This window comes from Comamonas sp. Tr-654 (assembly GCF_011752915.1).
GTDB lineage: Bacteria > Pseudomonadota > Gammaproteobacteria > Burkholderiales > Burkholderiaceae_C > Comamonas.
The window spans coordinates 36,863-50,934 of sequence record NZ_VWWQ01000003.1; the positions used below are offsets into that span (position 1 = coordinate 36,863).

Sequence of the window (14,072 nt, forward strand, 5' to 3'; positions counted from 1 at the left end):
CCCATGAAAGCAAAAACTGGGCGAAAAAAAGCCGGACGGACGGGCAGCACGCGCCTGAACGTCGTCCGGCTTTCAGAGCGCTTGCACGCTCAGCCGATAGATATCAGGCTTAGATCTTGCCGACCAGATCCAGCGAAGGAGTGATCGTGCTGGCGCCTTCCTTCCACTTGGCGGGGCACACCTGGCCGGGGTTGGCGGCGGTGAACTGGGCAGCTTTCAGCTTGCGCAGGGTTTCGGACACGTCACGAGCGATTTCGTTGGAATGCACTTCCATGGTCTTGATCACGCCTTCGGGGTTGATCACGAAGGTACCGCGCAGAGCCAGGCCTTCTTCGGGGATGTGCACGCCGAAAGCATTGGTCAGCTGGTGTGTGGGGTCGCCGACCAGGGGGAACTGTGCCTTGCCCACAGCGTCGGAAGTTTCGTGCCACACCTTGTGCGAGAAGTGGGTGTCGGTGGTCACGATGTAGACCTCGGCACCGGCCTTCTGGAACTCGGCGTAGTTGTTGGCGGCGTCTTCGATTTCGGTGGGGCAGTTGAAGGTGAAGGCGGCGGGCATGAAGATCACCACAGACCACTTGCCCTTCAGGCTCTCTTCAGTCACGGTGATGAATTCACCCTTGCCGTTGCGGTTCACATAGGCTTCGGTCTTGAAAGGTTGAACTTGAGTGTTGATCAGAGACATTTGCTGTTTCCTTGTGGTTAGTGTTTGAAGACAGGATGAAGTTTAGAGCGACCCACTTAATAAAACCAATCGATTGATTTCATTAAATTGATTTACAAAAGCTATCAAACCAGATTCCCGGCTTCTGAAGTCAAGCTGCACCGCTGTGCAGCCCAGCTTTCTATTGTGGGCTGAAACCAGGCAGTTCAAGCCAATAGTCCTTCAATCACGCTCATAGCTTTTGTTGTCATCACTGCGTCAAAGCCGGGCAGCGCCTCCCCCAAAACTAAACGAGAACGCGGATCAGATGCAGCCAATTCGCGCGGGCATGGGCTTTGTTTGATTTGCCTCATAAAGCATGGACAATCGACGCGAACAACAACTACCCGAGAAGGAGTCCCCCATGAAAGGTGATGCACAAGTCATTTCCTGGCTGCAAGCCCAGCTCAAGAACGAACTGACCGCCATCAACCAGTACTTTCTGCATTACCGCATGTACAAGCACTGGGGCTTCGACAAGCTGGCCAAGAAGGAATACGAGGAATCCATCGGCGAGATGAAGCATGCCGACTGGCTGATGGACCGTATCTTCATGCTCGACGGCCTGCCCAATCTGCAGGACCTGGGCAAGCTGCAGATCGGCGAGGACGTGCCGGAAGCCCTGGCCTGCGACCTGCGCCTGGAGCAAGCCGCGCAGCAAACCATCAAGGACGGCATCGCGCACTGCGAATCCGTGCGCGACTATGTTTCGCGCGATCTGCTGCAAAAGATTCTGGACGACACCGAAGAGCACATCGATTTCCTCGAAACCCAGCTCGACCTGATCGACAAGGTCGGCACGCAGAACTATCTGCAGTCGCTGATGGGCGAGATCGAGTAAGTTCGGCTTCGCGTCGAAAAACAAAAGCGGCCTCAGGGCCGCTTTTGTTTTGAGCGCCACCTGTCTCAGGTCGGCATCAGGAAGTCCCGGCTGATGCCCGAGCCCAGATCGTTGACGCGGTCGAGAAACTGCGTCAGATAGGCGTGCAGACCTGTGGTCAGGATCTCGTCGATGCGGCCGTACTGCAGATCGGCCAGCAGGCGCCCGGCCTTGCGCGTGGTTTCCTGCGAATGGTCGTTGGCCACCCGCTCCAGGTTCTTGACCACCTCATGCATGCTGGCCAGCAGCGAGCGCGGCATGTCGGCGCGCAGCATCAGCAGCTCGGCCACGCGTTCGGGCGTGATCACATCGCGGTAGACCTTGCGGTAGACCTCAAAGGCCGAGACGCTGCGCAACAGCGCGCTCCAATGATAGAAGTCGAAGTTCATCAGGGCGCGACCGCGCGGCATGCCATGGTAGTCGCGCTCAATGGAATGGAACTTCACATCCAGCAGGCGTGCCGTGTTGTCGGCCCGCTCGACAAAAGTACCCAGGCGCACAAAGTGCAGCGCCTCGTCCTTGAGCATGGTGCCCAGAGACACACCGCGCCACAGGTGCGAGCGGTATTTGACCCATTCGAAGAACTGTGCCGGATCCTTCTTCCAGGCATCCTTGCCGAAGTGGCGCTGCAGCGCCAGCCAGGTCTGATTCTGCGTTTCCCAGGACTCCGTGGTCAGCGCCCCGCGCACGGCACGCGCGTTCTCGCGCGCCGCCTTCAGACAGGCAAAGATGGAGGACGGGTTGGCCTCGTCCGAAACCATGAACTGCAGCACCGACTCGCGGTCCACCACCGGAAACTGCGCCTTGAAGGCCGGGATCAGCTCGCTGATGGACAGCACGCTCTGCCAGCCACGGTGGGCGTCATGGATGGCCTGCGGCAGCATGGCGGTTTCATAGGCCACGCTGAGCATGCGCGCTGTGTTCTCTGCCCGCTCGGTGTAGCGGGACATCCAGTAAAGATGATCTGCAGTGCGGCTCAGCATAGGCCCTCCTTGGGCAGAGAACCCCGCACGCGCTGGACGCGCGCGCCGTATTCTGTTGAAAAAATGCTTGCAGCCTTTTTTTCTGCCCGCTCGGTGTAGCGGGACATCCAGTAACGATGATCTGCGGTACGTGACAGCATCAATGGCCTCCCTCTTGATCTTCCAGCACCCAGGTGTCCTTGGTTCCCCCGCCCTGGGATGAATTCACCACCAGCGAGCCCTGCTTGAGCGCCACGCGCGTCAGTCCACCGGCCACCATATTGACTTCGGTGCCCGTGAGCACGAAGGGCCGCAGGTCGATATGGCGCGGCGCTATGCCTTTTTCCACCATGGTCGGGCAGGTAGACAAGGAAAGCGTGGGCTGCGCGATATAGCCCGAGGGGTTGCCGACCAGCATTCTGCGGAAGGCTTCAATCTCGGCCTTGGTGGCTGCCGGGCCGATCAACATGCCGTAGCCGCCGGCACCATGCACCTCCTTGACCACCAGCTCATGCAGATGGTCGAGCACGTATTTGAGGTCGTCCTCCTTGCGGCACAGCCAGGTCGGGACGTTCTGCAAAATGGGTTCCTCTCCCAGATAGAAGCGGATCATCTCCGGCACATAGGGGTACACCGATTTGTCATCGGCCAGGCCCGTGCCCACAGCGTTGCAGATATTGACGTTGCCTGCGCGATAGGCACGCATCAGGCCCTTGCAGCCCAGCGTCGATGTGGGCCGAAAGACTTCCGGGTCGAGAAAATCGTCGTCCACGCGGCGGTAGATCACGTCCACACGCTGCAGGCCCTGGGTGGTGCGCATATAGACCACGTCTTTTTCGACCACCAGATCCTGCCCTTCGACCAGCTCCACCCCCATCTGCTGGGCCAGGAAGGCATGCTCGAAATAGGCGCTGTTGTACATGCCCGGCGTCAGCACCACCACCGTCGGCTCCAGCACGCCAGAGGGCGCACTGGCTCGCAGGGTGTCGAGCAGCATGTCGGGATAGTGGGCCACGGGCGCCACGGCGTGCTTGCCGAACAGCTCGGGGAACAGGCGCATGGTCATGCGGCGGTTCTCCAGCATGTAGGAAACACCCGATGGCACGCGCAGATTGTCTTCGAGCACGTAGTAGATGCCGTTGCCCTGCTCATCGGGTGCACGCACGATGTCGATGCCGGCAATATTGGCATAGACATCGTTGGGCACCTGTATGCCTTCCATCTCGGGCCGGTACTGGCTGTTGCCGCGCACCAGCTCCGTCGGAATCAGGCCGGCGCGCACCATGTCCTGCCCGTGGTAGGCGTCGCGGATGAAGCAGTTGAGCGCCTTCACGCGCTGGGCCAGACCGGCCTGCATGCTGGTCCACTCATGGGCCGGAATGATGCGCGGGATCAGATCGAACGGAATCAGGCGCTCCGTACCGGCACCGCTTTCGTCCTTGTCGCCATAGACGGCAAAGGTGATGCCCACGCGGCGAAACACGATTTCCGCCTCGGCACTGCGGGCACGCAGATAGTCCTGCGACTGCTTGCCCAGCCACTGCGCATAGTCCCGATAGTGGTCTCGCACCGCTGCACCTTCGGCGGGCGAGTTCAGATACATCTCATCGAATGTGCGCATCCTGTCCTCCCTATTTCTGCCGCGACTTACGCATGCAAGCCGCGGGTTTCAGTTTAGCGACGCGGCGCCAGGCAATCTGCCTGGCAACGCGCGAGCAACCCAGCATGTCTGCCTACCGCCTGAAAGGCGGTACAGCATCAATGCAAGCCCCATGCCAGTTTCTCAGGGCGGACCCTTGGAGACGGCATGAACATCCCAATAATGCGCCCGAATCAAGCGCTCGCATTCCAATTTTTCCGGCTTAGCAGAACTCCAGTAGGCCGCGCCACAGCGATCCTGTGCCACCAACTGGCTGCCCACCGCCCGATAGCGCTGCACCACGGCTGCCACCGGGTGTCCGAAGCGGTTCAGATAGCCCGCCTGCGCCACCGCCCAGCGCGGGCGCAGCGTGCCGACCCAGGCCTCGGTTGATGAAGTCTTGCTGCCATGGTGCGGCACCAGCAGCCAGTCCACCGGCTCGTCCAGACTGGTTTGCAACAGCTGCCGCTCCTGTGCAGCCTCGATGTCGCCGGCCAGCAGCGCCACCCGGCCACTGGCCGAGCGCAGGCGCAGCACGCAACTGCCGAAATTGGGCTTGGCCTTGCGACCATTGAGCCAGGCATCTCCTGCCGGCGGGTGCAGCACTTCGAACGTCACGCCATCCCATTGCCAGTGCTGCCCCTGGGTACAGCGCTGCACCGGAGCCAGGCCCGCCAGTTGCGGGTCCTGAATCACCGAGTCCGAACCCCAGACTCTGGCAGCTGGCTGAGCCGCCTTCACGGCCAGAGCTCCGCCGGTGTGATCCTTGTCGCTGTGGCTGAGCATCATGGCATCCAGCTGCATGCCCTGCGCGGCCAGCAAGGGCAAGAGCACACGCTCACCGGCATCGCTGTTGCGGCCGTACTGCGGCCCTGCGTCATAGAGCAGACGATGGTCGGCGGTAGTGACGATGACGGCATTGCCCTGGCCGATATCTACCGCCAGCAGCTCGAACTCGCCAACGCGCGGCCGTGCCTGAGGCCAGAACAAGGCAGGCAGCGCGAACAGCGCGGCCACCAGCCGCAGCCGGCCCGGCAAAGGCGCGATCACCAGCAGTCCGGCAGCTATCGCCAGCACGCTGGCCCACCAGGCAGGCTGCGGCAAAACCCAAACCGCCCCGGGTAGCTGGGCCATCCACTGCAACAGCTGCATCAAGGGCAGCATGGCGACAGCGGCAGCGCTTGCCGCCATGGGAAACACGGCAGCCAGCAGGGCCAGCGGCGTGACCACCAGGGTCACCCAGGGAATGGCCAGCAGATTGGCCATCAGGCCCACGACGGACACCTGACCGAACAGCAGCAGCCCCAGCGGTGCCAGGGCCAGGGAGATCAGCCATTGCTCACGCCACAGGGCATGCAGCTTTGCCATCCATCGGCCCGCAGTGCTTTTACCTTTCTCGCTAACAGCACCCGAGCCCGAAGCCAGCAATACGCCGACTGCGACGAAACTGAGCCAGAACCCGGCCTGCCAAAGCGCCCACGGGTCGGCCACGACAATCACTGCCAGCGCCAGCAGCCAGACACAGGCCCAGGGCCAGCGCACGCCCTGCCATTGCAGCAGCGCCACCACGGCCAGCATGCAGATCGTGCGCTGCGCGGGCAGGCCCCAGCCGCTGAACAAGGCATAGGCGGCCGCCAGCACCACGCCCACGGCCAGGGCCGCGCGCGGGGCCGGCACCCAGCGGCAAGCACTGGCACTGAGCCTCCACAAGCGCCCCACCAGCAAGGCCGCCAGCCAGGCAAACATGGTGATATGCAGGCCCGAGATGCTCATCAGATGCGCCACGCCCGTCTGGCGAAACAGCGTCCAGTCATTGCGCTCGATCGCCTGCTGATCGCCCACGGCCAGCGCTGCCACCACGCCCAGTGCGGCCTGGGCACGCGCCGCATCGCCGCCTGGCAGCCAGCGCTGCAGTCGCCTCATCTCGTCCTGGATGCGATCACGCAGCCACTGCCGCCAGCGCTGCAAGGGATGCTGGGCCGTCACGGCCAGCAGCTCGGGCGCGGGCTGGTCGCGCACATAGCCCGTGGCCTGCACGCCCTGCTCCCAGGCCAGCAGCTCATAGTCAAAACCATGCGGATTGCGCGCGCCGTGCGGGCGCTTGATGCGTACCGTCAGGCGCCAGCGCTGACCGGGACTCAGCGCCACGCCCTGGGCCCAGGCAGGAAGCAGCGGTTGGCCGGCATCCGCCAGCTGCCCGAACGGGCCGTACCAGGACAGCTCCAGCACTTGCGGCACGCCGGCATCCGCACGCTCCACCACAAAGCGCCAGCGCTGGCCGTTGGCCTGGTTCTGCAGCATCGAGGCAATGTGGCCCTCCACCTGCAAATCCACGGCCTCCAGCGCCGACGGCAGGGTCTGCTGCAGATAGGCATGGGCGCGCCAGCCCGTCAGCCCCGCCACACAGCAAGCCGCGCCCGTCAGCAGCAGCCACCAGCCCAGCCTCGGCCGGCCGCGCCATCTGAAAGCCAGCAGCAGCGTCAGCAACCCCAAGGCCAGCAGGAGCTGATAGAGCGCCAGATGCCAGAGTCCGGCCTGAGTCACCTGCCAGGCTGCGCCCAGCACACAGCCCCAGAGCGGCGCCAGCCAGGACAGGCGGCGACGCAAAGAGGCGGAAATCTGCTGATGCGGCATGCTAGCCATGCTAGGAGCGAGGGCCGGCCCCCAGCATTGCGACTATCCCTGCCCTGCTTGCGGCTCTAAAACCGCAGCGGATGCCGACTCTCGTTGCGCGAGCAGCTATCAATTCAAACGCTATGGCCGCCGTGCCGACACAATGACGGCCCGGTCGCGCTGCTGTGTCAAACTTGTCAACCTTTTAGAACGTGTTGACGATCTCTACGCAGCCGCGTTGGAGCGCAATCGGGATGAGTTCGAAGCGATGGCTCGCCGCTTGCACAAGGGTGCAAGCAAGAGTCAGCGCACAGAAATCGTCCGATTTCGCTCCAAACCTTCGGGACAGAGGCTTTGCGGACGCCCCGTCAGGGGTGGTCTGTGGCGTTGCCTTGCCGGCCGCGCGAATCCTCGCAATAGCAGAGCTATTGCTGCGGTATCGCGCGCGGGGGGGCCGCCCGCCTTGCATGCCATCCCGCAAAGCCCTCTGTCGCGGCGCGAGGAGATCGTCAACACGTTCTTAACCCCGCACTTTTTGGAGCCCGTCATGAGCGTCTACGAAAAACTCAAAGCACTGAACATCACCCTGCCCGAAGTGGCCATGCCCGCGGCCGCCTATCTGCCCTATATGCAGACCGGCAATCTGGTATTCCTCAGCGGCCATATCGCCAAGCAAAACGGCCAGCCCTGGGTTGGCAAGCTGGGCGAGAACATGACGACCGAAGAAGGCAAGCAGGCAGCCCGTGCCGTGGCCGTGGATCTGATGGGCACTCTGCAGCATGCCTGCGGCGGCGATCTGAATCGCGTCAAGCGCATCGTCAAGGTCATGAGCCTGGTCAACTCCAGCACCAGCTACACCGAGCAGCATCTGGTCACCAACGGCTGCAGCGAACTGCTGGGCGAAGTCTTCGGCGAAGCCGGCAAGCACGCCCGCAGCGCCTTCGGCGTGGCTCAGATTCCCCTGGGTTGCTGCGTGGAAATCGAGCTGATGGCCGAGCTGGGCTAAGGATTCCGCTCACTCATATAAAGTGAGCTAATACCGCTTGCTATTCATAGATTTTAGATACAAAACCATCTGAATTGATTAGCTGGCAAGCGCAAGCAGCTCACTTTACCATTGCAACGCGATGCTCGCCGCAAGCATCTCGATCCCTCACGAAAGAGCACCCATGCCCAGCACGCAGGCACCCCCACTGGTTCTCAGCATTCAATCCCATGTCGCCTACGGCCATGTGGGCAACGACGCCGCCATGCTGCCGCTGCAGCTGCTGGGCATAGAACCCGTGGCCGTGCATACGGTGCAATTCTCCAACCACACTGGCTACGGCGAGTTCAAGGGCCAGGTCTTCACACCCGCCCATGTACAGGATGTGCTGGACGGCCTGCGCGCCCGCGGCGTGCTGGCGCGCTGCACCGCCGTGCTCTCTGGCTATCTGGGCGATGCCGGCGTGGGCGAAGCCATCCTGGCCGCCGTGCTGGAAGTGCGCGCCGCCCAGCCCGGGGCCCACTACCTGTGCGACCCAGTCATGGGCGATGTGGGGCGCGGCGTGTTCGTGCGCCCCGGCATCCCGGACTTTCTGCGCAAGCGCGCGCTGTCCCAGGCCAGCGTCATCACGCCCAACCACTACGAGTTCGAGCTGCTGTGCGGCGGCCAGCCCCTGAGCAGCGTGGAGGCGGCCACCCAGGCGGCCCGCTCCATGCTCACGCAGATGCACCACAGCCCGTCGGCCCTGATCGTCATCACCAGCCTGCGCACCGACGATCTGCCATCCGACCAGTTGGCCACACTGGCCGTGACGGCCGACAAGTCCTGGCTGGTACAGACGCCCTATATCGACCTGCACCCGCTGCCCAACGGCATGGGCGATGTGCTCTCGGCCGTGCTGCTGGGCCATCTGATTCAAGGGCGCGCCGTGCCCGATGCCGTATCCATGGCCGTGAGCACCCTGTATGCCCTGGTCTCTCGCACCGAACCGGGGCAGCGCGACCTGCCCCTGGTCGCCAGCCGCGAGCAGATCACGGCACCGGCGCAAACCTTTGCCGCCGTACCGCTGACGCGCTGAAGCGGAGCGCCCCGATTCAGTCCTCATGCGCCAGCGCTGGCTGGCGCACAACAGCACCCGAGCGTGGCAGGGCCGCCGAGGCAGTGCCTCTTGCTGCCGATGCAATAGCAGCCTGGGCATATCCATGGCTGCTTCCCAAGTCATCGATGCGGAACATGCTGACCGTCTGCTTCAGATGCTCGGCCTGCTCGCGCAGGCTTTGCGCGGCAGCGGCCGATTCTTCGACCAGGGCCGCGTTCTGCTGCGTCATCTGATCGAGCTGGCTGACGGCTTGATTGACCTGAGTCACGCCTGCACTTTGCTGAACCGAAGCTTCGGTCACCTCGGCAATCATGGTGCTGGCGTTCTGCACCGATTTGACGATATCGTCCATGGATGCGCCCACGCTCTGCACCAAACGGATGCCGTTTTGCACGCGCGTCTCCGAAGTACCTATCAGTGCCCGGATTTCCTTGGCCGCATCGCCGCTGCGCCGGGCCAGGGAGCGCACCTCGCTTGCCACCACGGCAAAGCCGCGGCCTTGCTCACCGGCACGCGCCGCTTCCACTGCCGCATTGAGCGCGAGGATATTGGTCTGGAAGGCAATGCCGTCGATGACGCCGATGATGTCGCCGATCTTCTGGCTGCTCTGGCGGATCTCGTCCATGGTCACCACCATGGAGCCCACGACTTCACCGCCGCGCTGGGCCAGGCTGGCCGCACTCGAAGCCGTGTTGCGCGCCTGCCCTGCGCTGCTGGCACTGTTCTGGATGGTGCTGGTGAACTCCTCCATGGCGGCAGCGGTCTGCTGCAGATTGCTGGAGGTCTGCTCGGTGCGCGCCGACAGATCCTGGTTGCCACCGGCGATCTCGGCACTGGCCGTGGCGATGCTGTCGGCGCTATGGCGCACCTCGGCCACCATGTCGTTGAGCGCCCGGCACATGCTCTGCTGAGTGCGCAGCAGCTCGCCAAATTCGTCATGGCGCTGCACTTTTTCGCCCACCCGCAGATCGCCCCTGGCAATGCGCTCGGCCATGGCCTGCGCGGCCTGCAGCGGCAATTGCATGCTGCGGATCAGAAAGAACGCGCCGGCGGCAATGCCGACCACCAGAAGCAGCACGGCCAGGCCGGCCATCTTCACGGTCTGCATGCGCACACCGGCCATCTGCAACTGGCTGTCGGCGGCGGCTTTTTGCTGCAGATCGACAAACACCTGCAGCGACTGCATATAGGCCGCAATCGCGGGCTTGAAGCGTTGCTCGGCCAGCGTGGAAGCCTGGGCCACATCTCCTGCGGCCTTGAGCTGACCAATCTGCCCCAGCAGCGTCAACACCTGCTGGCGCGCTGCGGCCACCCGGTCCATCTGGGCCTTGTCCTCGGCAGACACCGCCAGCTCCTGCAGCGCCTTTTGTACCTTGGAGATGCGACCCGAAGCCTCCGCAATCGCGGGCTTAAAGGTGGCCTCCACCGAAGCCTCGCTGGTCAGCGCCAGCACCAGTGTGCGCGCCGCATTGGCTTCGGTCAGACCCATCCATTGAATCGCCAGTTCGGTGCGTGAGCGCATTTGCTGCGCCGCCTGGTCCGATGCCTGCTGCGTGACCGAGGAGCGGTAGGCGGCAAACCCGACCACCGCCATCAACACCACCACGATAAGTAACACTGCCGCCCAGAGTTTGTGGGCCATCTTCAGTCGCTGCATAAATATCCTGCCAACAAAGCTGCACCGCCTGCGCGCAGACATTGCAGCGCATTGATACAAAATGTATCGAGCCTCGAACGATTTCAGCAGCAGGAATTTCCCTTTGTCACGCGTTGCCTCAAGTCAATGCTTGCACCACAGAAAACAAAAAAGCCGCCCAGGACCTGCCTGGTGCGGCTTTTTGACAGGCAGCAAGAGCTGCCTTATTCCACGCGCGTCACCGCCTGGGGCTTGAAGCCCAGGTCGGCTGCCTTGCCCTTGCGGCCGCGGTTGCCGCGGGCATTGTTGAGGCTGCGGATCTCCAGCGTCTCGGTACGTGCCTTGCCGCCGCGCCCCACGCCATCCAGGCGGATGCTGCGCGTATAGGCAGCCGCGCCGGCCAGCTGGTCCTTGTCTTCGAGGCTGAGCAGCATCAGGCCGCGCCCGCCCTTGGGCATGGCCTTGAGCTCGGCGATCTCGAACGTCAGAATGCGGCCGCCCACCGAGGCGCAGATCACATGGCTGGCGGGGTTGAGCAAACCGGCCCCCTGCTCGCCGCCCTCCACATATTCGGCACGCGCATTCATGGGCACGCCATGCACCACCGAAGGCGCGCACAGGGTCTCGCCCTCGCCCAGCGTGACAAACGCCTTGCCGGCCTTCTGGCGCGAGACCATGTCGCCCACATTCGCCGTGAAGCCATAGGCGCCCGAGCCCGAGAGCAGCAGCTGTGTGCTTTCGCTGCCGGCAAAGTAGTACAGCAGCTGGGTACCGGCTTCGAGTTCGATCATCGTCGTCACGGGCTGGCCGTCGCCGCGCCCGCCCGGCAGGGCCGATACCGGCACCGAATAGACCCGGCCGTTGCTGCCAAAGGCCAGCAACTGATCGACGGTGCGGCACTCGAACGTGCCGTAGAGGCTGTCGCCGGCCTTGAAGCTCAGCGTGGCAGCGTCCACACCATGGCCTTGGCGCGTGCGCACCCAGCCCTTTTCGGAAATGATCACGGTCGCGGGTTCATCCACCACCTTGACCTCCGCCACCACCTTTTTTTCCTCGTGAATCAGCGTGCGACGGGCATCGCCGAAGGTCTTGGCATCGGCTTCGATCTCCTTGCAGATCAGGCGGCGCATGGTCGCTTCGCTGCCCAGGATGTCTTCGAGCTTGCCCTGCTCGCTGCGCAGTTCCTTGAGCTCCTGCTCGATCTTGATGGCCTCCAGGCGCGCCAATTGGCGCAGACGGATTTCAAGAATGTCCTCGGCCTGACGCTCGGAGAGGTTGAAGGCGTCGATCAGGGCCTGCTTGGGTTCATCGCTGGCGCGGATGATGGCAATGACCTTGTCGATATTGAGCAGCACGGCCTGGCGGCCTTCGAGGATGTGGATGCGATCCAGCACCTTCTCCAGCCGATGCTGGCTGCGCCGCGTCACGGTCTGGAAGCGGAAGGCGATCCACTCCTCCAGCATCTGGCGCAGCGACTTCTGCACCGGGCGGCCATCGAGGCCGATGCTGGTCAGGTTGATCGAGCTCGAAGACTCCAGGCTGGTGTGGGCCAGCAGCGCCGTGATCAGCTCCGACTGCGGAATCTTGCCGGTCTTGGGTTCGAACACGATGCGCACCGGCGCATCCTTGCTCGACTCGTCGCGCACGCAGTCCAGCACGGCCAGCATGCTGGCCTTGAGCTGGGTCTGCTCTTGGCTCAGCGCCTTCTTGCCGGTCTTGACCTTGGGGTTGGTGATGTCCTCAATCTCTTCGAGCACCTTCTGGGCCGACACACCAGGCGGCAACTCGGTCACCACCAGCTGCCACTGGCCGCGTGCCAGCTCTTCGATCTTCCAGCGCGCACGCACCTTGAGACTGCCGCGGCCTGTGCGGTAGGCATCGGCGATATCGCTGCTCGATGAAATGATCTGGCCGCCGCCCGGATAGTCGGGGCCGGGAATCAGCGCCAGCAGCTCTTCCTCGGGCAGCTGCGGCTTCTTGATCAAGGCCACGCAGGCCGCCGCCACTTCGGGCAGATTGTGGCTGGGGATTTCCGTTGCCAGGCCCACGGCAATGCCGCTGGCTCCATTGAGCAGCGAGAACGGCAGACGGGCCGGAAGCTGCTTGGGCTCCTGGGTGCTGCCGTCGTAGTTGGGCACGAAGTCCACCGTGCCCATATCGATTTCGTCGAGCAGCAGGCCGGTGATCTTGGACAGGCGCGCCTCGGTATAACGCATAGCCGCAGCGCCGTCGCCGTCGCGGCTGCCGAAGTTGCCCTGGCCGTCGACCAGCGGGTAGCGCTGGTTGAAGTCCTGCGCCATGCGCACGAGTGCGTCATAGGCCGACTGGTCGCCGTGCGGGTGAAAGCGGCCCAGCACGTCGCCGACGACACGGGCGCTCTTGACAGGCTTGGCCGCCGTATTGCCGTTCGGGCCGCTATAGCTCAGGCCCATGCGCTCCATGGCATAGAGAATGCGGCGCTGCACGGGCTTCAAGCCATCGCTGACATCCGGCAGGGCTCGGCCCTTGACCACCGATAAAGCGTATTCGAGATAGGCGCGCTGTGCGTATTGACCCAGGTCCAGTGCATCGCCAGCGGCTTGTTGAGACAAATCCAGTGTGGTTTGATCGCTCATGAATTCTTTGTGATTTTCCAAATTGCGCCGATCCGGCGACTCAAGGTATTTGCGCGTCCGCGGCCGCAGGGGCCGCGCCCGGCAGAGTCATGCGTATGCGGGAGCCGCCGCGGCCAGCCGAGCCGGCCGCAGCCAGCCGGCCGCTCAGGGGCCTGGCTGCCTGCAGCTGCTCGTAAATGCCCGTGACGGCCTTGACGTAATTCATTGTTTCTTTATAGGGCGGAATCGCCTTGCCAAACTTCTGCACTGCACCTTCGCCTGCGTTATAGGCGGCCAGCACCAGATCGAGCCGGCCCGGGAACAAGTCCATCAGATAGCTCAGATAGCGCGCGCCGGCAGGCACGTTCACGGCCGGGTCGACCAGTTGCTGCTGCAGGCTGCGCTTTTTGCTGACCGCCACGCCAAAGCGCTCGGCCGTAGCCGGCATCAGCTGCATCAGACCGACAGCGCCCTTGGGTGAGACGGCCTGGGCATCAAAACCGGACTCCACGGCGATCACGGCCTTGATCAGGTCATAGTCCACGCCGGTTCTCTCGGCCGCCTTCTGCAGATGCGGCCTCACGCTCTTGTAGCGCGGCGAGACTTCGAAAAAGCTCTGCATGCGCGTGCGGGCATTGAGCCCCTCGGCCGCCGAATCCGGCTTCAGCTGCAGACCCGGCTGGCTGCTGTCGTAGAGCTCGCCCTTGAAGAACAGCTTGTAGCGCTCGTCCAGCGCCTCGGCCGCAAAGTGCGTGACGCCGAATTCGTCGACATAGGCCCAGAGATCGGCATACGCCGCCGGCGCCAGGGCCAGCCAGCCCGAGCCCGCCAGCAAGGCAGCTGCCACCGCACGTCGCAAACGCACAAACGCGAACCCGCCGCGCGCAGGCGGCTGGCTGGGTGAGGCATCGAACGTGGGCTTGTGCATGGCTGGCTCCATCGACCGCTGGTGAGCGCTAGT

General features: G+C 63.4%; 11 protein-coding genes. 3 read left to right on the plus strand and 8 right to left on the minus strand.

What is annotated here, in order from left to right:
• Positions 1–109: 109 nt before the first annotated feature.
• Complete coding sequence (gene ahpC, locus F3J24_RS09810) at positions 110–685, minus strand: alkyl hydroperoxide reductase subunit C (protein ID WP_167005389.1); 576 nt, start codon at positions 683–685, stop codon at positions 110–112.
• Between the two features lie 382 nt (positions 686–1,067).
• Here ahpC and bfr point away from each other — a divergent pair, with 382 nt between their 5' ends.
• Entirely contained in the window at positions 1,068–1,544 is a 477-nt protein-coding gene (gene bfr, locus F3J24_RS09815) for a bacterioferritin (RefSeq protein ID WP_167005391.1), read from the plus strand.
• Positions 1,545–1,609: 65 nt separating this feature from the next.
• On the opposite strand, the gene F3J24_RS09820 is transcribed toward bfr, so the two are convergent.
• From F3J24_RS09820 to F3J24_RS09835, 4 genes are all read right to left on the minus strand, one after another.
• Positions 1,610–2,566 (minus strand): alpha-E domain-containing protein, encoded by a 957-nt coding sequence (locus F3J24_RS09820; RefSeq protein WP_003057653.1) that lies wholly within the window; start codon positions 2,564–2,566, stop codon positions 1,610–1,612.
• Entirely contained in the window at positions 2,560–2,706 is a 147-nt protein-coding gene (locus tag F3J24_RS09825) for an alpha-E domain-containing protein (protein ID WP_167005393.1), read from the minus strand. Before F3J24_RS09825 ends, F3J24_RS09820 begins: the two co-directional genes overlap by 7 nt.
• On the minus strand, positions 2,706–4,166 hold the full coding sequence (locus tag F3J24_RS09830; RefSeq protein ID WP_167005395.1) for a circularly permuted type 2 ATP-grasp protein: 1,461 nt from the start codon (positions 4,164–4,166) through the stop codon (positions 2,706–2,708). The genes F3J24_RS09825 and F3J24_RS09830 overlap by 1 nt, the downstream gene beginning before the upstream one ends.
• Before the next feature lie 162 nt (positions 4,167–4,328).
• Positions 4,329–6,818, minus strand: a complete 2,490-nt coding sequence (locus F3J24_RS09835; RefSeq protein ID WP_167005397.1) for a DNA internalization-related competence protein ComEC/Rec2 — start codon at positions 6,816–6,818, stop codon at positions 4,329–4,331.
• Between the two features lie 526 nt (positions 6,819–7,344).
• Here F3J24_RS09835 and F3J24_RS09840 point away from each other — a divergent pair.
• Both F3J24_RS09840 and pdxY read left to right on the plus strand, forming a co-directional pair.
• Positions 7,345–7,803: a RidA family protein gene (locus F3J24_RS09840; RefSeq protein ID WP_003064600.1), complete on the plus strand. Its 459-nt coding sequence runs from the start codon at positions 7,345–7,347 to the stop codon at positions 7,801–7,803.
• A 163-nt stretch (positions 7,804–7,966) separates the two neighbouring features.
• Positions 7,967–8,860, plus strand: coding sequence for a pyridoxal kinase PdxY (pdxY, locus tag F3J24_RS09845; RefSeq protein WP_167005400.1), 894 nt, complete (start codon positions 7,967–7,969; stop codon positions 8,858–8,860).
• A 16-nt stretch (positions 8,861–8,876) separates the two neighbouring features.
• Here the strand turns inward: pdxY and F3J24_RS09850 are convergent, their stop codons facing one another.
• The 3 genes from F3J24_RS09850 to F3J24_RS09860 form a co-directional block, all read right to left on the minus strand.
• Complete coding sequence (locus F3J24_RS09850) at positions 8,877–10,538, minus strand: methyl-accepting chemotaxis protein (RefSeq protein WP_167005404.1); 1,662 nt, start codon at positions 10,536–10,538, stop codon at positions 8,877–8,879.
• A 203-nt stretch (positions 10,539–10,741) separates the two neighbouring features.
• Positions 10,742–13,132 (minus strand): DNA topoisomerase IV subunit A, encoded by a 2,391-nt coding sequence (parC, locus tag F3J24_RS09855; protein WP_167005407.1) that lies wholly within the window; start codon positions 13,130–13,132, stop codon positions 10,742–10,744.
• A 40-nt stretch (positions 13,133–13,172) separates the two neighbouring features.
• Complete coding sequence (locus F3J24_RS09860) at positions 13,173–14,039, minus strand: lytic transglycosylase domain-containing protein (RefSeq protein ID WP_167005410.1); 867 nt, start codon at positions 14,037–14,039, stop codon at positions 13,173–13,175.
• Positions 14,040–14,072 lie beyond the last annotated feature (33 nt).

What these genes read in the sequence shown, in the direction of transcription:
- ahpC (WP_167005389.1), bottom strand. Translation starts at nt 685, where the DNA reads ATGTCTCTGATCAACACTCAAGTTCAACCTTTCAAGACCGAAGCCTAT.
- bfr (WP_167005391.1), top strand. Translation starts at nt 1,068, where the DNA reads ATGAAAGGTGATGCACAAGTCATTTCCTGGCTGCAAGCCCAGCTCAAG.
- F3J24_RS09820 (WP_003057653.1), bottom strand. Translation starts at nt 2,566, where the DNA reads ATGCTGAGCCGCACTGCAGATCATCTTTACTGGATGTCCCGCTACACC.
- F3J24_RS09825 (WP_167005393.1), bottom strand. Translation starts at nt 2,706, where the DNA reads ATGCTGTCACGTACCGCAGATCATCGTTACTGGATGTCCCGCTACACC.
- F3J24_RS09830 (WP_167005395.1), bottom strand. Translation starts at nt 4,166, where the DNA reads ATGCGCACATTCGATGAGATGTATCTGAACTCGCCCGCCGAAGGTGCA.
- F3J24_RS09835 (WP_167005397.1), bottom strand. Translation starts at nt 6,818, where the DNA reads ATGCCGCATCAGCAGATTTCCGCCTCTTTGCGTCGCCGCCTGTCCTGG.
- F3J24_RS09840 (WP_003064600.1), top strand. Translation starts at nt 7,345, where the DNA reads ATGAGCGTCTACGAAAAACTCAAAGCACTGAACATCACCCTGCCCGAA.
- pdxY (WP_167005400.1), top strand. Translation starts at nt 7,967, where the DNA reads ATGCCCAGCACGCAGGCACCCCCACTGGTTCTCAGCATTCAATCCCAT.
- F3J24_RS09850 (WP_167005404.1), bottom strand. Translation starts at nt 10,538, where the DNA reads ATGCAGCGACTGAAGATGGCCCACAAACTCTGGGCGGCAGTGTTACTT.
- parC (WP_167005407.1), bottom strand. Translation starts at nt 13,132, where the DNA reads ATGAGCGATCAAACCACACTGGATTTGTCTCAACAAGCCGCTGGCGAT.
- F3J24_RS09860 (WP_167005410.1), bottom strand. Translation starts at nt 14,039, where the DNA reads ATGCACAAGCCCACGTTCGATGCCTCACCCAGCCAGCCGCCTGCGCGC.